The 18,733-nt window shown below is 44.2% G+C and carries 17 protein-coding genes; all 17 read right to left on the reverse strand.

Annotation, left to right across the window (positions count from 1 at the left end):
* Positions 1-75: 75 nt before the first annotated feature.
* Positions 76-1,824, reverse strand: coding sequence for a hypothetical protein (locus R7P80_RS21830; protein WP_225491920.1), 1,749 nt, complete (start codon positions 1,822-1,824; stop codon positions 76-78).
* 11 nt (positions 1,825-1,835) lie between these two features.
* Entirely contained in the window at positions 1,836-2,096 is a 261-nt protein-coding gene (locus R7P80_RS21835) for a bacteriocin (protein WP_170891549.1), read from the reverse strand.
* A gap of 8 nt (positions 2,097-2,104) precedes the next feature.
* Positions 2,105-2,602 carry a hypothetical protein gene (locus tag R7P80_RS21840; protein ID WP_170891550.1) on the reverse strand — a complete coding sequence of 166 codons (498 nt, stop codon included), beginning with the start codon at positions 2,600-2,602 and terminating at the stop codon, positions 2,105-2,107.
* An 18-nt stretch (positions 2,603-2,620) separates the two neighbouring features.
* Positions 2,621-3,298: a hypothetical protein gene (locus tag R7P80_RS21845; protein WP_170891551.1), complete on the reverse strand. Its 678-nt coding sequence runs from the start codon at positions 3,296-3,298 to the stop codon at positions 2,621-2,623.
* Positions 3,291-3,707, reverse strand: a complete 417-nt coding sequence (locus tag R7P80_RS21850; RefSeq protein ID WP_170891552.1) for a hypothetical protein — start codon at positions 3,705-3,707, stop codon at positions 3,291-3,293. The genes R7P80_RS21845 and R7P80_RS21850 overlap by 8 nt, the downstream gene beginning before the upstream one ends.
* Before the next feature lie 62 nt (positions 3,708-3,769).
* Positions 3,770-6,187 (reverse strand): phage tail tip protein, encoded by a 2,418-nt coding sequence (locus R7P80_RS21855; RefSeq protein WP_225491921.1) that lies wholly within the window; start codon positions 6,185-6,187, stop codon positions 3,770-3,772.
* On the reverse strand, positions 6,188-7,798 hold the full coding sequence (locus R7P80_RS21860; protein ID WP_225491922.1) for a hypothetical protein: 1,611 nt from the start codon (positions 7,796-7,798) through the stop codon (positions 6,188-6,190). It abuts the gene before it with no gap.
* Positions 7,798-8,022, reverse strand: a complete 225-nt coding sequence (locus R7P80_RS21865) for a hypothetical protein (RefSeq protein WP_020840883.1) — start codon at positions 8,020-8,022, stop codon at positions 7,798-7,800. Before R7P80_RS21865 ends, R7P80_RS21860 begins: the two co-directional genes overlap by 1 nt.
* 121 nt (positions 8,023-8,143) lie before the next feature.
* Complete coding sequence (locus R7P80_RS21870) at positions 8,144-9,004, reverse strand: DUF4376 domain-containing protein (RefSeq protein WP_225491923.1); 861 nt, start codon at positions 9,002-9,004, stop codon at positions 8,144-8,146.
* Entirely contained in the window at positions 9,001-13,305 is a 4,305-nt protein-coding gene (locus R7P80_RS21875) for a coiled-coil domain-containing protein (protein WP_225491924.1), read from the reverse strand. The genes R7P80_RS21870 and R7P80_RS21875 overlap by 4 nt, the downstream gene beginning before the upstream one ends.
* Positions 13,306-13,324: 19 nt before the next feature.
* The gene (locus R7P80_RS21880; protein WP_225491925.1) at positions 13,325-13,996 is read right to left on the reverse strand and encodes a DUF6682 family protein; all 672 of its coding nucleotides are present in this window, start codon (positions 13,994-13,996) and stop codon (positions 13,325-13,327) included.
* Between the two features lie 8 nt (positions 13,997-14,004).
* Entirely contained in the window at positions 14,005-14,583 is a 579-nt protein-coding gene (locus tag R7P80_RS21885) for a hypothetical protein (protein WP_225491926.1), read from the reverse strand.
* On the reverse strand, positions 14,583-15,047 hold the full coding sequence (locus R7P80_RS21890; protein ID WP_225491927.1) for a hypothetical protein: 465 nt from the start codon (positions 15,045-15,047) through the stop codon (positions 14,583-14,585). Before R7P80_RS21890 ends, R7P80_RS21885 begins: the two co-directional genes overlap by 1 nt.
* 113 nt (positions 15,048-15,160) lie before the next feature.
* The gene (locus R7P80_RS21895; RefSeq protein ID WP_225491928.1) at positions 15,161-15,607 is read right to left on the reverse strand and encodes a hypothetical protein; all 447 of its coding nucleotides are present in this window, start codon (positions 15,605-15,607) and stop codon (positions 15,161-15,163) included.
* 59 nt (positions 15,608-15,666) lie between these two features.
* Positions 15,667-16,890, reverse strand: coding sequence for a N4-gp56 family major capsid protein (locus R7P80_RS21900; RefSeq protein WP_170891561.1), 1,224 nt, complete (start codon positions 16,888-16,890; stop codon positions 15,667-15,669).
* A 14-nt stretch (positions 16,891-16,904) separates the two neighbouring features.
* On the reverse strand, positions 16,905-18,017 hold the full coding sequence (locus R7P80_RS21905; protein WP_225491929.1) for a hypothetical protein: 1,113 nt from the start codon (positions 18,015-18,017) through the stop codon (positions 16,905-16,907).
* A 207-nt stretch (positions 18,018-18,224) separates the two neighbouring features.
* On the reverse strand, positions 18,225-18,710 hold the full coding sequence (locus tag R7P80_RS21910; RefSeq protein ID WP_225491930.1) for a hypothetical protein: 486 nt from the start codon (positions 18,708-18,710) through the stop codon (positions 18,225-18,227).
* Positions 18,711-18,733 lie beyond the last annotated feature (23 nt).

Here is an 18,733-nt window from a genome sequence, read left to right on the forward strand (position 1 = left end):
TTCTGCATAGGAAATAGACAGGGGAAGTATAACCCCAACCGCACCGTTTGGGGATTTTTGTTTGCAATCGATGAATTAACGATTAGCCAAACCTAAAGCCATGTAGCGTGCGACTGGTGGCGCATTTTTACGCTGCTCTTCTACTCGTTGAGCTTGAGTTTTTAAGTTCTCTCTGGCGTTACTTGTTAGCTTATCAGCGGCGCTATAAAAACCACTGTAGTTAAGCCAATCCATTGCCTGTTGCTGCTCTTCCGGACTCAACTTAGCCGCCTTAATTGCTGCAAGCTTTTCTTGATAAGTTCCATCAGAGTTTAGGATTTCCTCTCGTAATGCTTCTAACTCTCCTTGATTTGACGGTTCACCTTCTGTCTGTTCGGCCTTCTTCTCGCCATTGGTGAACTCTTGAGACTCGCTTATCAGTGTTTCGTTAGATGGCTTTTTCTTGATGATTTCTTCATGTTCAATCATCTTTTGAATCGCCTTATTTACTTGATCAGGCGTCGCGGCTGGGTTTTCCATTAGATAAGACTGAAGCTGTGCTTTGCTGGCCGCTGAAAACTCATAATCAGGATATGACTCAACAAACGCTTGCGTTCGTTTTCTTGCCATACTTTGCGCTTGCTCCTTGGTTAAGTATTGAGGATCATAACCAGTTAGTGGCAAATACATCATCGTATGACGCTCTAACGCCTTTTCCCTTTCTCGATTCAAGCGATCAATTTCAGCCTGATAATCTTGTTCCTTATCGAACATATTGCGGTCAAGTTTGGCAATCTGTTCGTCATACTTACGATTAATTCCGTTTTGTTCAGATAGCTGTTGCTTCGCCAATTGAGCTATTGAAGAAGATGAACCACTAGAGCCAGATCGACTAGAACGGCCTGAGCGACCACCATATACAACATTGCCATTTTCATCGAAGTTAAGAGAACGACCTGTTTGAAGTTCTCGCCATTTATTCAACTCTTCACGGTTCAAATGCTGACGAGTATCAATCATGGTTTTCATTCGGTTACTAAATTCTGACAACGGCACAACTAAGATATTGTCATCTGGTTTGCTTGTTCGGTTTTGAGTAACCGGAACAGTGACAACTTTGCCATTATCAAGTGTTAAATCTTGCTCAATAACTGCACCACCACCTTGAATGATTCGAACCGCCGAAACTTTTCTATTAACTATTTGATGTTGCTTACCATCCTTATCCGTGTAGATCGTAGGTAAACCTTTAGCCTTGGTGATTTCAGGCATCAATGTTTCCACTGCATTGATCAGCATTGGGTCATTTTCCGCTGGCATTTCGCCTTGTGACATTCTGTTGAATAACATTGCGGCTTCACCCAAAGCCTTACCAGTGTTACTACCAAGAATGTTGTTCACATCGAATTGAGGGTTTTTAGCTACATAATCTGCAAACTCTGGCGTCTCCATTAAGGAAAAATCTCCGCTGGCAATCGCCTTATCAATTGCAGGTAAGAAGATTGTTTGAAAACCTTCTTGGCGTTCCATAAGTGCTTTCTTGTGGTTGTATTCTTCCTGTTGCTGCTTAAATGTAAGCTCTGCTTGCGCCCACTGTTTTTCTTGTTGTTTTCGGCTTTTGGCTTGCCAATTTAAGTCATCTTTACGCTGTAACTTTTGTTGTTCTCGATCTTCAAGCCCTTGCTGCCAACGAATATCTTCTCGTTGTTGCAAGATTTTCTTTCGTTCTCGGTCTTCGTTGTGCTCTTGTCTCCACAACTCACGATCTTGTTGGCGGTTGTGTAGGTCAATTAATCCTGCACCAACTCGAACGCCTTCATTAAAACTACCAATAACGTTTGCCATGCAAAAACCCTCTAAAACAACGACGCAGCAAGGCCACCAAGAACGGCACCAATTGCACCACCAGCCACAGTACCGACTACAGGAACAACACTACCGATTGATGCGCCCAGCGCAGCACCCGTACCTGCACCTGACGCAATCCCTTGCTTGTATTGCTGTTTAAGCTGCTCATTTACTTGCTTTCGTTGTTGTTCTTGATCGGAAAGGTTTCTATAAGTATCAAGCGAATTTCTCGCACTATTCCGACCAATATCAATTAGGCCGTATCCCATATATCCTCCTACGCACCGCCAACCGAGTTAATTAAGTCTCTGCTACCTGACGAAACACCAGTCATTAATCCAACCTGAAGATCACCAATAGCTTGACGTGTATTGTTATTAGTTGACGCCAATGCCAATGCATTATTCATTTCCAAGTTTCGTTTTTGCTGATTAGTTCGAAGATCTCCAAGACCATATTTCTTCGTCGCATTTGCCGCGTTGATATTAGCCTGTTCCAAGTTCTTTGAAGCAGTTTCCGTGTTACGTTCAAGCTGGTTGTTGAGTAACTTGTCGGTCATTGCAAGGCCAATGAGCTGATTCTCATATTGCTGGAAACGTTTTAGATAATCTTCGTACTGCTTTCTCGTGAGATTCGCGTATATGTATTCTGGATTACCAGTAGTGTTAACCATCATATTTGAAAGATTATCGCTTTTATCTCTGGCGCTTGGAGCTGGCACGGATGAACTGCCAGTATTTGGATTGTAATAACCTAATCCACCCTCTTGAGGCATGATTATTTCTCCTAACGTTTAACTTAAACCGTATGAACTAGCGCCACCCATCGGCGCAAAACCATTATCTGTTTTCATACTTTTGTAAGTATCTGGCTTGAAGTAATTACTTAATCCTTGTCCAGCGCTTGCTATCATTTCTTTACCAGCATCAGTGCCAGTCAGCAAAGATACACCAGTACCAGCAACCGCCGCCGGAATAGACACGGCGTTAGCTTCATCAATTGCAGCTTGGTTGGCCTTACGCGCTGACGCAGCCGCAATATCGTTAAGTCCTGCTGTGGCCTGAGTCGCCTGACCACGCCCCATTGAAACTACGTTTTGAAGATTGCCTGTATAACGCTCCGTTACGTTATGCTGGCCTTGTGCGGCTGTTTGTACTTCATTGGCATTTGCGCCCGAAACAATGTCATTTGAAGCGCTCGACGCCTTACCAGAACTCGGATTGAATCCCGAAGCAGATAACTGCTTTTGAGTTTGGTTGACGGCGGCGCTGGTGGCACTATTTGAAGTTGTATTAGCAGCTCCTGCTATCTTTTCGTAATTGGCCTCGTCCCCCATTTTCTCGGTGATACGCATATATTCGTTTTCAATTGGAACGAACACCTCTTGATATCTATTCCACTCTTTAGCTGCCACTTCTGCTGCTGCAATTTGATCGGCAGTTGGTTTTGCTTTTTCTGGCCCTTTACCCATTGTTTACCAGCCTTTTCTCAAACCTGATTAAACCTTGCTCATTGTACCCCACTTTTTTAAATCCGTGAGCGCGCCAAAGCCTGTACACACCTGCTCTTCGAGCCAATGAAACAATCTTTTCTGCTCCCACATCTTTAGCAAGTTGATAGTACGCATTGATGTAATCTGATATGCCATGCCCGCTATCAGACCATCCAAAAACCACATACATTACTCGATCATTTTCTTCGTACGTTACCTCCAAAACTGCGCCACAACGTTCACCAACAAACAAGTGTGCATCACCACTATCCAACTTACTGATCACCTCTTTCGGCAAATCCGGCAAATCATCACGAATAGCCACGTAAACAAGCTTTCTCACAAGAATGTAGATGTAATTGTTGTGATCAACTTTAGCGAACCGCACTTTTTGCCCCTAAACGATCTAGAGCGCCTTAACAAAATGGCGCAATTCCAAAAGCCTTAAACCTAAGCTTTGTAGGTGAGCACTAATCCAGATGAGTTCCACACATGCCAAGAATTGTTTCCGTAGTTTCTTATGCGCAAACTAACCTTATAAACCTTACCAGCCGGAAGGCTATGTCGCCAGGTTGGTGAGTTTTGAGCGCTCATGCCACCAATATCTTGACTATGTACAACCTCATCGTTAATTAAAAAATCAAACCATGCGCCGAACGCAGTCGCATACACACTCCCCCAAACGACCTCACGATCCCAAGTAGCCATTGGAATATTTACTGAGTAGAGTGTCTGAATTAGTCCTGCACTACTGTCTGTCTTGATAACCGAGTACGGATAAGGTTTTATTACATCACCAACGATCTGATTAACATTGAGACGACCTTGAATATCGCAAGAATCGGCAATCGTAACGTTCCTTAGTACGCCAGAAGTCGCGGTAATTTTCCCCGAAACATCAGCACCAACCATTTTTGCCACACCAGCCGCACTCACATAGAATTTGCTGTTCGGGTCATTAATCGTTGATGTTCGTAACGTTACGTTTGCGATTACTGTATTTGCTTGCACGCTTGTTGCCACTACATCGCCAGCAACCAAATCTCTAATGTCGGCAACCTTGATTGATGCAGTGTCGATTGCGAGTACGTATTTTGGTGGAGCCGTACCAACTTGGCCGCCGTTAACCCAATCCTGATAAGCTGGGTTTTTGATAGTGCCAAACACCGGAACGATGCTGTTGCTACCTGTGCCACCAGTATTTTTGTCGTAAGCGACCTTAAATCCAGCGTTCTTAACGACAAATTCTGCGTTTGTTGTGCTCATATCCGTGGAAGACTGAGCAATAAGAGCAACATTAGCCGTCATTCCACCAATGCTTGTTTTAACGCCCCACAACGCAGAATAGCCATCATCAAGATCGGCCAATGCTTCACTAATCTGTGTGACTGAAGATGAAACGCCGTTAACTGTTGCATTAACTTTTCCAATCTCGGTACTAATCGCCTGATTGGTTTGCGTCTTCGTGTAGTAGTTCTTGGATAGATTCGAGCTAACACCGTCAATTGATGATTGCAGCGTCAAAGCAGATTTAGCAATGGCCTGATCGGTTTGCGCTTCAGTGTAATAGTTGTTGGCTAAGTTACTCTCAACCTCTCCAATTTTTGAAGACAATGAATTGGTTGCAATATTGATCGCCTTTTCAGTATCAACCCACGTTTTATAGTTGGTTGATAGATTGCTCTCAACTCCTTCAATTGACGCTGACAACGAAGTATTTAATTGAGAAATTGCTGACGTTAGCTTGGCGTTCGTCGCATAGTTTTGCTCAATACCTGAAATCGAATCACCTAACTGAGTTTCGAGATCTAACTTGGCTGTAGATATAGCCTTATCAAGCTCAACTTGAGTTGCAAACTCTTGGCCTACCTGCGCAAGAATTGACTCCCCATTAGACTGAATTTCTGACTTAACAGACTCTCTTAATGCCGATAACGCGCTATCAACTTCAACCTTCGTTGCGTACTCTCGTTTGATCTGAGCAAGAATTGATGTCTCGTTTTCCTCGATCTGAGAAGTAACCGACTCTCTTAAAACCGCCATTGCCTTATCGGTTTCAACTGCTGTGTAGTAGTTGGTTTCAATCTCGGCCCTTAATGTCCGGTTCTCTTCTCTGCGAAATGCGCTTTCCTTATCAACGGTTACAGCGTTTTGCATAGCTGCTTCCGCTAATAATACGTCGATATTCTCAATAGTTTCTGCGTCTGGAATGGATGAAAAATCAATGCCTTCTAATGCCTCCGGTAAAGGAATTAGTTCGGGATGTTCTTCCATCTCCTTAATGATCAGGTCAAGGTAATATTGAGGGTCAACAATGCTCTTTGCATGAGTACCATTAATTGAGTTAATCGCTGAACGTTCGCCTTTTAAGTTTACGAACTTGATCCAATAGTAATAATCACCTGTAGGCTCAATCGGCAATGACGCAACGCTAGACGGAGTTGTTTGCACCACAATAGCATTTGCAAATACGTTATCTCTTGCTTGATAAATTTCGGTGTAAGCATGGCCTTTATATGGCGCGGTATCCCACGAAAGCAGTGCGATACCAAAGCCAGATTTAACCACTAAGTTTTGTGGTGTAGTTGGCGTCTGAACTTCCTCACCAACAATCGGATCATCAATACCGCCGTCTGAACTTGGAATATTAATTGTGCTCTGTAATTTACCGTTTCTGTAGTCAGCAAAACCAAGCTTTTTCATATCTTCCCAAAGGACAGCTTTTTTGCCGCCCTCACCACGCATACCGATCAACTGTTCTAAGTTGTCGGCAACTGCATCCATTACAGCGTCACTTCCTTTCTTGTGGGGAATAGATTGGAATTTGCCCTTTAGCTTTTTGCCGCCTTGTAATGTACGAACTGCCATTTACCCGTAAACCTCTGCCATACTAGAAGCAATGATCACCTCTTCTAATATTCCAGTGCCATAAACTTCAAATTGCCATGAGTTGCCCCTTGCTGGTGGAATGCGTATAGGTCGATCAGTTAACGTACCTATCTCGTAATCTTTGATGACGACTCCATCAACGATAATTTTCATTCCAACCAATGCCGGATCTTCCGCTCGGATATACAGCGTACTAAGTGTTGGATACATGGCGTAATACTCTTTAGAACGCCAAACATACGCTTTAGGTTGGCCTTTGTTCCATTCAGCCAGCTTTGTGCCATCTTCGCTTCGAACATAAAGCGTACCTGTCACTAAGTCAGTAAATCCAAGATTTGAACCTAGAGAATGGAACGTAATGCCACCCGTTTTAGGGTCGAATATGAACGACTTATCAAGCGCCTTTCCGTAAAAAGCCAAATACTTTCCATCGTAGTAGTAAGCTTCAATGGTTTCTGGCTCCAATGCTTCCCACTGCTTAGAGTCAATAATATCCTTGGTAATTAGCTCAACGTCTTGACCAGTGAACGCACAAAGGCCATGAGGAGACGCATAGATAATTAGGTTGTCGATATTTCTCATAGAGCGCTTGGAAACACACGCTTGCATAGACTCAAGCTTTCGCCCACTGATCGCATCGCTGGTGATACCTTGGAACACCCAAGGGTAACCTTTTGTACCAACCAATAGCATATTGCTCACTGATTCCATTGCTACGATTTCGTGCTCTGTTGTGAGCTGATAATCTACAGGCCATGCGTGAAGCAAATACGGCTCACTAAAACAAACAGTTCGGTCATAGCCACCAGCCATAATTCCGTTAGGCATTAGGGTTAAAAACCCTAGCTTTTTGTTAGGCATTTCGTATTTTTCACTTTCCAACGGAAACCCAAGATCATCGGCTGACTTATCATCCACAAACGTATTTTGTGAGATCGGTATCTCCCCAACCAGATAGAAGTCAGAAACACCACCCTCTGTTGACGTTCTATAGATTCGACGTTTAGTGATATTGCCGGATAAAACACCTTCACTGTGAAATGTCAGCGTAACCGTACTCTCTGGGAACTTAATTTCAGTTTGATTGCTGATTGGGGATTGCGCCCCTTCCTCTTCTTGTTCGCTAACAAGTGTGTAGACATAAAAACGAGTTTCGTCGTCGGTTGCGTCGTCCTCTTCTGGTAGAGGATCTGGCGCATTTACTTCTGCTGTCACGCCATGCTCTGGCGCTGGCACTCCTAATGGATAAGAGTCAACGGGAAGATCACCAACACCATTAAATATCTGGTTATTGGTAACGCGAACTCCGGTATCACTTGTAAAATAAACACGGCTCCAAGGGTCACCAACAATTGGCGACACAACCACATCAACATCAGTTTTCCACTTGAACCACCAATCTAAAAACTTATAAACCGTTTTATGGCTTTCCGTTAAGCTTTCAGTGGTGTCCTTCAAGCCAAGGTAAGGCTGAAGGTTTCCAACCGGAAACTGACAATCTACCGCTTTTGTAGCGTATTCATTTGGTAGGAGTCTCGGCGTCTGTTTTGGCCGTTCTCCAAAGAAAGTAGCGACGTTAATTCTAGGCATTATTTACCTGCTCTCTCTTTGTAATCAGCAACGGCTTTCAATCCGGCAACATCAGCCTGTAGAGCGCTTATATCTTGGCGAATATCTTTTACATCAGTGCCAATGTTTTGTTGAGTCGTCTCGATACTGTTCAAGCGATAATTCATCACATAGCCAGTCCCAACTATCGAAGCACACAACATCACAACGCCTAGTGGATTGTTGTTTAGTAACTTCTCTAACATCTTTCGCCCCTTTCAATTCGGGGTACTTTCGCACCCCGTCATAAACTGCAATGCTTGACCAATAATAACTCGGAATAAAAACACTTTCTCGATTAAAAACAAAAATCACCAATCGAGAACTTTAGGTTTCTAAAAATTCGAATGGAGTTTGCATATCCCCTTCTGTCCAAGTGGCATATTGATTAAATAGCTTTTCCAATCGAATCGCATATGCATCTTTAATTTGTTGGATTTGACTGTACGTCAGTCTTACAGGTTCATTATTTGCTGCAATCCAGACCGTCTCTTTATCCAACATATTATTTCGCTCTGCATGCCATAGCGTTTCATCCATATTGTTCCGGTCAACTTGGCGAACTTGGAACTCATATCCATGAATAAAGATGTTTGATAGTTTTATTTCATCTCGCAAAGCTTGCGCCTTGTTCCGATGAAACTCCGCGATCACATTGTCAGGCTTTCTCTCGACAACTGGCGTCTTGGTAACGGTAAATTCTTCATCATTGACCAAATAATCGTATTCACCATTATGAGTGTAATAATTAGCGTCGTATGACACTTCAATCACTTCATAAACGGCGCGGCGATTGTGCATATCGATCACGGGCCGCGCTGGTGGCAACGTGGCAACTTCTTCACCATCTTCGCCAATAGTGATTTCAGGAACAAAGTTCTCTACATCCACCAACCATTGAAGATATTGATCGTGGTTTACTTGAAAATCTTCCCAAGCAATTGCTCGCTCAATCTCTGGCTTAACAACTTGCTCCCAAGACTTACCCTCCCAGCGTCTTTGGTTTGCATCCTGATAAGTAATTTCTTCAGGCTTATTAAGAACGATAACCGTGCATTGCTCAGTTATAGGGGAAGTTTCCTCCCCCTCTGCATAGCCAATCACTCGTTGTCGAACATCTTCAGCATAATAATGCCGGATATTCTCATCGATATCGGTTAGAGCTGTGTAGTCCGTATCAATGATCATAAATTCACCCCATTAACTTGAGAACCAGCATGAGCTTTGTTCTTCGTATAGCCGTATGGAATTGCCAGCTCATGCGTACCATATAGACATAAATCACCATTGAGATTCTTATATGTCCCAGCATCACTTACGATCCGCAATTTTCCATCATCGCCCCATAAATCCGCCTGTGAACCATATACGACCAAGAAAGGATCTCCCGTTGGAGCTGTGATATACACGAAGCCTTTTCCGTTCTCTAACCACACATCCCCCCAAGACGCAGTAAAAGACTTAACACAGCGCAGCAACTTATTACCCAAAGCATTTGTAATACTTGGATCGGTTAAATAAAGCTGACCCGCAACACCATCAGTCGCAGTGTTAGTGGACGTAATTTTGGTTACGTTCAACGACGAATAGCTACCAACCCAAATCAACTCATTGAATGATAGATTTAAATTGACCTGTTGATTATTTGAACTCTGACTCCACAACACTTTGATTGCTGAATCATCATAAGCTGGTTCACCTAGTGCAATACATTCATGCGTTGGCGAGAAATCAGGGTTACTAACAAAATATCCATCAAGCAACGTACATTTGTTCAGCTTCACTGTTTGGCTGTGTGGATGCTTCTGCGAGTAGCCACTAACAACTTTGTTTATAAAACTTTCCCGTAATAATCCACCACGAGTACGATCATTAAACATCGTTGCGTAAACATCACCGACGCCATTAGCACCATTTAATATAGGTTTGATGTTTGCTGATTTAGTAAGTTTTGCGCTAGCAATATAAGAATGTAATGCAACGCGAGTTGATGGGATCGCAGAACTGTTATCACGCGCATTTAATGATGGAGCGAACGTATAAGTTCCGGTTTGCCAAGCTGCGTCACCGTCGCTCCAATACATTCGCATATCCTTGTCCACCGCAACGTGAGTCATCGGAAATTTATTTGCCACCAATGTATTGTTTGGAACAACCGGAATCCAGTCACCAAGCCAACCATTTGCTAGTTCAGTTTTAGCCAAAATACGCTCTGGCGAACCAAGCACATCAATCATATTGAAATTGCCCGATATCTCAAAAGGCGCATAGTCACCGATAACACCACAAATAACATCCCCAACAGCGTTACCTAACCTATCTTCCATTTCTAGGTAGTAATCAAGGTTAGTGTTTCTGTATATCTTCTTAACTTTCCTCACCACGCCATTGACGATCAAGCTGCCAGAACACTGTACACCTTGTGCAATGCTGCTAGTTGTTGGAATCCAATCTGTATCTCCCAAGAGCTTATTAGCCTCAATTCGCAAATAAGTACCATGAGCGGCGCTTACTGTGTATTGAGGAACAAACGAACGCATACGGGGAAGATGTTCTTTACCCCGATAAGTACCTTCGATTAGCTTTTGGAAAATCTTAGCTGCTTCATCTTTGCTCCCCATATCCCAAGCGCTAAATCGATAGTCGATCACACCGCCCAAGCCTGAAGCGTAGATAACATCATAGAAACGACCATCGGGACGACTTGAACCGTCGCGAGAACCAATAAAACCTGAGAACTCTTCGTTAGCACCAGCTTGAGTTAGGTCACTTGATGCTGTCTTGTAATCAAAACACTGACGAGTAGAACTAACTCCCGACACTTGCCACCACTGAGCATTCCAACCTTTGCCAGATTGAACCCAACTCTTAGTACCTAATGGGTTAAAGCTTGGATGATAAGCACCTTTGTTTAATCGAGGAACTACACCGCAAACATAGAAATAACACTCACCGTTTACTGCGTAAGAACCATCTGAAGCATGAGAGAAACGAACTTTATACGCGCCCAAACTTTCATCTGGACGAATAGGCTCAACGTTGCCATCAAAAACGCCATACCCAAGAACATTATTAGGTTGACCAAATGAAGTGCCATTACCTCCGAGTACATCTTTAATGCCCTGTGGATTAACCACCGAACAGTTACCAAACACGCCGTAGAAATGTAAATAATGTTGTGTTGCATCGACAGGGCTAAAGCCTTCCCAATCCCCATTACCTGCACCTGCAATAGTTCTCTGACGCACACGCCATTGAACAATTCGTCCATCATCAAGTAAATAAATGTTATGTTCAGGATTAGAAACTAAAGCTCTCTTCTGCTCATCCGTTGCAGCCCAAAAGTCAACGCCTTTACCTTTTGAGCCTGTATCACCATCAAAAGCAGCATAATAAGTTACAGGTCTATTAGAGCCTGTAGTAGCAATGCCTTCCATTGTGGAAGCAAGCGACTGAATACAACCATAAGGGTAAACAAATGGATTGGCCTTGCTGATTTCTTCTAAGAAGTACTCAAAACCAAACAAATCTACACGGTTGATTACTACTTCTTCAGCAGCTTCACATACCCCAACCGATGAAATAACCATTGTTTGGTTGTTACCTACATAAAGGAGAAAACCATCATCAGGACGGTTACTACCCGCAGTATACGTAAAAGTATTAACACCTTTTCGTAATGGTTCATGTCGTTGGTTAGGGTCAGAATACCCACCAAGACGGATAGCAAAATTGACTATATTTTCTGATGTACTCAGTGAATCAACAACAACAGTAATGGTGTATGTTTTATTAGCTTCTGTTGTATGACCAACGTTTTTAACAGCCATTGATGATTTGTTTGCATTAATGCCTGTAGTGTCCTTAATAGTCATCTTCCCATCAGCAATAGTGAACGTACCACGTCCTGATGCAATCCCTAGCCATGAGCCATCATTACCTTTACGGAAATCGCCATTCTTTGTACGACCCTCAAAAGCTCTACCTACTGCTTCATTAACTGAACCAGCAACATCACCATACTTAGGGTCTACATCCTTAGTTAGGTCTAGCGTAGCTTTGCCTGAACCACGACAGTTACCAGTGGAGTCATAAATAACTGCGCCGTTCGGAGCTTCAGGGAACTTAATCGAAGCCCTTGGTTCAAACGCGTCGTTGATATTAATCAGTTGCGAAATAAAGCCAGCGATATGCGTAACGGCATGGTTAGTTTTTGACGTTCCTGAAGCATTGGTGACCTTACCTATTCTTAGGCTATTTGGTGAGTCTAACTGCGACCAAAGCCCCTCATTGACAGGAACATAGTTGCCAGAACTATAGTGGCGACCAAAATCAACGAACCCACTAGCCGCAAACTGTTCACTAGCTAGCATTCGTGCAGCGTTCATGTTTGCTTCGCTTTGGCAATAGATTTGCCAACCAACATAACTACCGGATTTAATCTCTTCCGCGACTTGCTTTGTTTCATTCGCTAAGGCTTCAGTTTGCGTTTTCAGGGTTTGAGAATCGGTCTTGCTTTGGGCTGCGCTTGTAGCTGAAGCAGTCGCTTGAGTAACCTTTTGTATTGCCGTTGATGCAGCTTGTTCGGCGCTCTGTTTTAGTGCAGTCATTTCACTAATTTTTGTACTTGATTGCTGTGAAATGGCAGCTTTTTCAGTGGTAACTAGATCCGTGATTTCGGTTTTGCTTGCACTCAATAAGGTGTTAATTGCACCCTTGCTTGTATCGGTATGTGACGTAATGCTATCGGTGCCACCAGCAACAAGCTCTGAAATATCCTCCTTCACGGCAGTAGCCTTAGCATCAATTTCAGTTTTTGATGTACTTACGAACTGCTCAATATCAGCTTTGGTTTTCTGAACTTGAGAAGCTGTTAAATCTACATCGCTTTTTGCTTGGTTCACTAAAGCCAGCGTATCCGACGCATCAAGAGCATAGCTCTTAGCTGAATACATACCTGGTTCAACTTCCACACCTTGGACGGTGTTTGAGTATTTGCGAATTAGGCTTAATGCCGCATCGGTACTAACAAGGTCATCCTTAATGCTTTTCGCCTGATCGATTAGCTTTGTAATGTCAGATACCAATGTTTGGAGAGGCACAACCTCGATAGTTGAGCCGTCACCGGTATGAATCAGAACCTTGTCAGCCGTCGATGTGTAATAACCTCGAAGGTCATCAAGCAACACTTGTTTTGAGTTGATAGCCGCCGCGACCATTGCAGCAACACGAGTAGCAATAGTTACTGAAGTATTTCGAATGATCGCATACTCACCATTTGCTGGTGGAACGCCAGTAAATGGTCTAAACAGTGACAAATGTTCGTTATCGGTGATCGATTCGATCTCATAAATACTGCCAGCTATGAACATAATATCACCAGCTAGTGGTTTATTTCCGGCATCAACCCATAACGTACCAACGCCTACAACCTCTTTTGAACCGTCGGTTACAGTTACCGTACCTCTTCGATACCAGCTACTAGTCATTGTGCTCTACTCCAATTAATTAGCGTGGTTGGTTTTTGATATCAGCGCTCTTTTGTTGAACGATGCTATCTGCTTGGCTCTTGTCGCCTAGCATTGTTCTAAAGGCGTTTAATGCTGTGTTTGCACGAGCAGCGTTAGCGGTAAACTCTGCATCCTCACTAAATGCGCGGTAGACAAGCCACTCAATGATCGCGTTGTCGTACATCGGGTTTAGTTCGCATTTGGCTTCAGAGTCGTAATCGCTTTCAGTTATTGGCGTAGGCACTTTTGCAAATACACACTCAATGGTTGTTCCAGAAACAACCGGAGGATACATATAGAACGTTGTTGGATTTCGGTCATCGTAAAGCCACGCTTTGGCCGCGCTAGCAAGAGGCTCTGAACGCCATTCAGGGCGATAATCATCAAGCACCTTCAAATCCACATTGCCAGAAATGGCCGCGCCGTCTTTATTTCGCAGAACATCAACAACAAAACGGGCACCTACTGGAATTGTCTGAGTTGAACCCTCAACACAAACAAAATCCTCATTGGCCGTTAACGCATCAGATCGAATTGCTAAGATTGCTCGAACTGCCGAGTTGAACGCATCAACCCAAAACGCTTTATCCCAACGGATCATGTTTTTATCGACAACGAGACGAGCTGCCTCATCGATCAAGTGTTTGACCGGAGTGTTATTCGAAGACATACACACCTCTAGTAGAAATTGTGCTTACGCACTTTGTTTTTGAATGAATTGAAGTTGTCTTTGCTTACTCGGTAAGCGCGGCGATAACCCTCGATAAATTCACGTTCGTACATCAATGCGAGATCAGGGTTAAACCAATTTGTGCCAACCTGTAATCGGAGTCGGTAAGCAGCGCCAGCCGCTAGAGCTTCGCCGTAGTTTTCAACTAGATATGAATTAAGGTTGTTCTCATCGAAGCTTAGCTTTGGTTTTAGTACCGCCGTAACGGTCACCGCATCAAAGTCATTCGTGAATGTGAGCTCGTTGGTTACAGGTTCAAAAACGTAGTCGTCATTGACGTAAAGCAGAGAACCGCAATTGCTCACTACGCTGTCAATTTTTAGAATTGCTGAATCGGTAGGAATGCCAGCAACCGGAATTTGCACACCAGACACAACGGCGGTCAATTTGACCTTTGTTTTTAGGAACTCTGATTTCTCGCAAAACTCGCGGTAAGAGTCGCGCAAGGCGTCATCCATCATGATATCGACAACGCCAGCGCAACGCTGGCGCACTAACCGATATAAATCAGATAGTGCGCTCATCATTAAGCCTCTGGAATACCGTGTTTAGCGTGTAGCTTGTCACGCACTGCCATGCGTAGAGCTGACGCATGTGTTTCGCCTTCTGGAACTTCCAATGCTAGCGGATCAATTGGAAGCTTTTCTGCTAGGATAATGGTTTCAAGTTTCGCCTTGGTGTATTTGGAAATGTTGACGACTTCACCATCAACCATAACGAGCCAAGTGTTTGCTTTCTCTTCTTCAGCTTTTAGTTGCGCCGCTCGCTCCGCTAGTTGCTGACGCTTTTGCTCTTCAGCTTGTAGGCTCTCGATTAGAGACTGAGCACTTTCAGGAGTAGCAAAACAAGATTTAATTTGCAGTAATCGGTGCGCCACTTGCTCCGGTACGCTGGTTGGTTCGCCACGGTTAAAGTAATAGTCACGGCCTAGCGTGTTTACCTTTTTAATTGGCTTTTCACCGATCCAAACAATTTTCTTTTCTGCTGTCATAGTCAATACCCTTATGTGTATTCGATGTGTTGAGCTGCGGCCATTGCCACGGAACATATAAAACAGGCCAGCCAATTATCTGACTGGCCTGTTTTTCAACAGAGTGGACTATCTTAAATAGTGCCGACTGAAGTGGTGTAAATCGCTAGACGGATCTTGTCTGCTGGAACTTTGGCACCTGCGAAAGTAAGAACTAGACACTTATCTTTTTCAGCAACATCTTCTGACGGGAAGTATCCAGCCACATCAGACGACAACGCACCCTTCGGAACTTCCGTAGCCGTACCGATCACATCTTCTAACTTGGTGCCAACTTGAGGCTCGTGAATACCATCACCTAACAAGGCTTCGTTCAGAGTAGCCTTAGCAGTTAAGCTTGCTACTGCTTCACCTTTGGTAAGGATCTTCACTTCCACCAACTTCACGCCAGCCTCAAGGCTTGCTACGATAACTGAGTCAGCATCAGCAAGCGCTGGAACTTCAGCGAACATCACTGAAAGGTTACCGTGAGTACCGTTATAGACGTTTTGCTTAACGGCTGGTGATACTTTAACTGCCATTGCAATTCTCCTTTGATTACGATGAATAAAGGCTGGCTAGATAGCTAGCCTGTCACTTATTACTTAGATAAACCGCCAACGGCTGTATCTAGCACCATTACGCCGTAGTCATTGATTCGGCCATTCTTCTCTTGGAAGCGAACTTTCTTAACTCCGCTCATCCAAGCGATAGACGTTTCACGACCGTTGCCGTGGTCAACCTTCTCAGTGTGCATTGAGAACTGAGCACCACTTGAAGATTTACCGTAAGCCACTGCCAGCGCTTGGCCGCCAAGTAGGATTGCGCGGTCAATTACGGTAGCTGCTGTAGCTTCAGTTTCAGTGCCGTTGCCGCTTGCTGCGCCAACTTTCACTTTAGAGCCAGCATTGAAGCGTACTGGTTTACGGTATTGACGAACCAAGATGTTGCGCCACATTAGGCGGTCACCTTGGAATAGTGGATGCTTAAATCCTTGCGAACGGTTAACCGCATTCGCGATCAGCTCTTGCACTTTGCCAGCACCTTGAACGTCAGCCCATAGGTCGGCCCATTGGCGCGGAGTAACAAATAGAACGTAGAAAGGCGATTCGCCGTAAAGCTCATCTGCTTCGAAGCGGATAGGCTTGATTGGATGTGCCATTTCTTCTAGGTAAAGCGCAATTTCATCGATCTTCGCTAAAGTTAGCGTGTCGGCAGCCACGATATCTGCAATACCTGTTGCGTCACCACCGAAGAAGTGGCGATCCGCTGTAGGAGCGGTAACAGGGTTAACCATGATTTCACCAAACATTGAATGATCCGCAGTTGGAACAATCATGTCGGAAGGCATGAAGTCACCACGCGCACCAGCTAGGTGATACGTTGCGATTTCATCTTGTAGATCGTTGAAGTAGTTCCCAAGCATTGTACGAGCTACTTGAAGTAGGTTTTGCTTGGTTCGTTGTTGAGCCATCTTACCGCCTGAATCGACGTTATGACGGCCTTGGTTAATGACTAATTCAAACTCAACTTTTGATAGCGACTCGCCACGACCTTCGATTTTTTTATCGCCCATCGTTGGCATACCGCCCAAGTTGTGGAACAAATCCATTTCAACTGTGTCACCAGCCTGTTTTGTAAGGTCGGTGATCATTACAACTGGCGCACCAGCTTCAGTTTGGGTTTTGTTTCGGTTGCGGTCTGCTGGTACTGCCTTTGGAGCTTTACCAGTTAGCATGTTTACAAAAGTGTTTTGGCGGCGCGTATGAGTAAACAGCGCGGCACCAAACGCTTTAGCAGCTTGAGCTTTAGTGATAGTAGTCATTATGAAATCCTCGACTAATCTAGAGCTATCACCGCTTGAGCTAAGAACTCTTCAACCTTCTCTGGCGACATATTGGCAAGTGATTGCTCAAGCGCTAGTGCGTCTTGATTCAACAATGCCTGATTAGCTGCCGCCGTAGTGTCCAGTGAAGAACCACCTAGACTAGACGGTGAATTAGGTACAACGGTTTGTTTTTCTGCCGTTTGTTGAGGTTGCTGCTGGCCTTGCTCGGCTTGTTTCTGTGCCTTTTCAACATCAATTGACGCTTGAACCGGATCACCGAAAGCAGCCTTCACTCGGCGTTGCACTTCTGCAAAGCGCTCTTGTAGTGGCATGGCTTGGAACGCTGGATCATTCTTGAGCTTGTTGTCGATGACTAAGGCCATATCCCAACGGTCACGGTCACTCTCTTCCCAAGTACGAAGCTCTGTAAGTTCGTCAGCGTTTAGCGCGTTAGTAACTTCGTTAACTCCGTCATTGGCTTCTTGTTGAGTGGTCGCAGCCTTACTTTGAAAACGCTTAACCAATGCCGTTAGCAAATTCGCTGCCGTTTCTGGCAACTCATCACGCATCGTATTGAGCGCATTTTCATCGTTAAGCAATTCTTCAGGTAGCTTTTCAGGCGTAATGCCAGCTTCTTCTAATTGCTTGGTGTATAGCTGTAGTTTTTCCTTGACGGTTGTAGCTTCACTTAGCTGTTGCTCTAGCTCTTGCATACGGCTCGACGCTTCGCTCGCCTGATTGCGAGCCTTTTCTAGAACTGCATAAGGAATCGTATGTTTACCGTCCTTACTTGCTACCGTTGCATTGTCTGGATCAACTTCAATGTAGAGCTTGCCATCAATCTCTCGAACCCCAATGCTATCTTTGGCCGCATTCGTTTTAGGCTCTTGGCCTTGCTCTGATTTATCTAGGTTGGCGTCACCTTTTGGCTGAGTAGTATCAATAACACTTGGTAGTGCCTCATCTTCCTCGCCTACGCCCATTTCGTTATCAGTCGAATGGTTATCTTGGTCATTTTCACCGCTAAGAACGCCCAAATCGTCATCTAGGTCAATTTCATCTAGCAGTGCGTCAATGTCTTCGACGTTGCCAGTTAATAGTGCTTGGTCAAGTTCTATAGTCATAATCCCCTCATGTGCGCTTATCGCTGCGCTTGCGTCTGGTTTGTGCTTATCGCCGCACTTGCGAACAAGAAAGCCAGCTAACGCAATCGCGCTAACTGGCTTTTTTATGTTCTCGTGTTGCGTTAATTTTTCACCGCACACTTAATTTGCTAATAAATGTACCACAAATTCACCAATGCAAACCAAAAATTAACGCTCGATGATTACCTAGACATAACGAGTCTCACCTGATTTATTAAATAACAGGATTGAATTCTCTGGCGCATCTTCTGGTAAGTTGAACACATCCAAGTGCAACCAGCTAACACCCTCTTCCATTCTCGTTAGGTAAGGGAACCGCTCTTTGTGTTTGATAATCAAATCACGCAATTCTTGAGCTGCGTAATGATTGCTAATTAAATCAACAGCCTGCCCTCTACCATGCGCAGAGAATGGTGTGAAATATTTGTCACTCGCAAGTCGCAGACCTGAGTAACCACGAGAACCACCAATTTTCCAGTTGTTACAGATAAGCGCCGCTTTCTTAGGATCGATTTCACTAAGCAGCGTTCGCAGTTCATCAATGGTGACCAGCAATCGAGCATCCATACCAAGCATGGCCTTTTCACCACGCGCCTGATAAGCAGTTTTACTCACAAGTTCCCAAGTCTTAAACCATTTAGGTCGATAGCTTCTTAGTCGTTTGTCATACATGGCTTTTCTCTCCAAACAATTAC

This window comes from Vibrio sp. 2092 (assembly GCF_033339635.1).
In the GTDB taxonomy this organism is placed as follows: domain Bacteria; phylum Pseudomonadota; class Gammaproteobacteria; order Enterobacterales; family Vibrionaceae; genus Vibrio; species Vibrio alginolyticus.

Coding starts and splice junctions, on each gene's coding strand:
- R7P80_RS21895 (WP_225491928.1), bottom strand. CDS start 15,607: ATGGCAGTTAAAGTATCACCAGCCGTTAAGCAAAACGTCTATAACGGT.
- R7P80_RS21860 (WP_225491922.1), bottom strand. CDS start 7,798: ATGCCTAGAATTAACGTCGCTACTTTCTTTGGAGAACGGCCAAAACAG.
- R7P80_RS21900 (WP_170891561.1), bottom strand. CDS start 16,890: ATGACTACTATCACTAAAGCTCAAGCTGCTAAAGCGTTTGGTGCCGCG.
- R7P80_RS21855 (WP_225491921.1), bottom strand. CDS start 6,187: ATGGCAGTTCGTACATTACAAGGCGGCAAAAAGCTAAAGGGCAAATTC.
- R7P80_RS21870 (WP_225491923.1), bottom strand. CDS start 9,004: ATGATCATTGATACGGACTACACAGCTCTAACCGATATCGATGAGAAT.
- R7P80_RS21835 (WP_170891549.1), bottom strand. CDS start 2,096: ATGGGATACGGCCTAATTGATATTGGTCGGAATAGTGCGAGAAATTCG.
- R7P80_RS21875 (WP_225491924.1), bottom strand. CDS start 13,305: ATGACTAGTAGCTGGTATCGAAGAGGTACGGTAACTGTAACCGACGGT.
- R7P80_RS21865 (WP_020840883.1), bottom strand. CDS start 8,022: ATGTTAGAGAAGTTACTAAACAACAATCCACTAGGCGTTGTGATGTTG.
- R7P80_RS21840 (WP_170891550.1), bottom strand. CDS start 2,602: ATGCCTCAAGAGGGTGGATTAGGTTATTACAATCCAAATACTGGCAGT.
- R7P80_RS21910 (WP_225491930.1), bottom strand. CDS start 18,710: ATGTATGACAAACGACTAAGAAGCTATCGACCTAAATGGTTTAAGACT.
- R7P80_RS21880 (WP_225491925.1), bottom strand. CDS start 13,996: ATGTCTTCGAATAACACTCCGGTCAAACACTTGATCGATGAGGCAGCT.
- R7P80_RS21905 (WP_225491929.1), bottom strand. CDS start 18,017: ATGACTATAGAACTTGACCAAGCACTATTAACTGGCAACGTCGAAGAC.
- R7P80_RS21845 (WP_170891551.1), bottom strand. CDS start 3,298: ATGGGTAAAGGGCCAGAAAAAGCAAAACCAACTGCCGATCAAATTGCA.
- R7P80_RS21885 (WP_225491926.1), bottom strand. CDS start 14,583: ATGATGAGCGCACTATCTGATTTATATCGGTTAGTGCGCCAGCGTTGC.
- R7P80_RS21830 (WP_225491920.1), bottom strand. CDS start 1,824: ATGGCAAACGTTATTGGTAGTTTTAATGAAGGCGTTCGAGTTGGTGCA.
- R7P80_RS21890 (WP_225491927.1), bottom strand. CDS start 15,047: ATGACAGCAGAAAAGAAAATTGTTTGGATCGGTGAAAAGCCAATTAAA.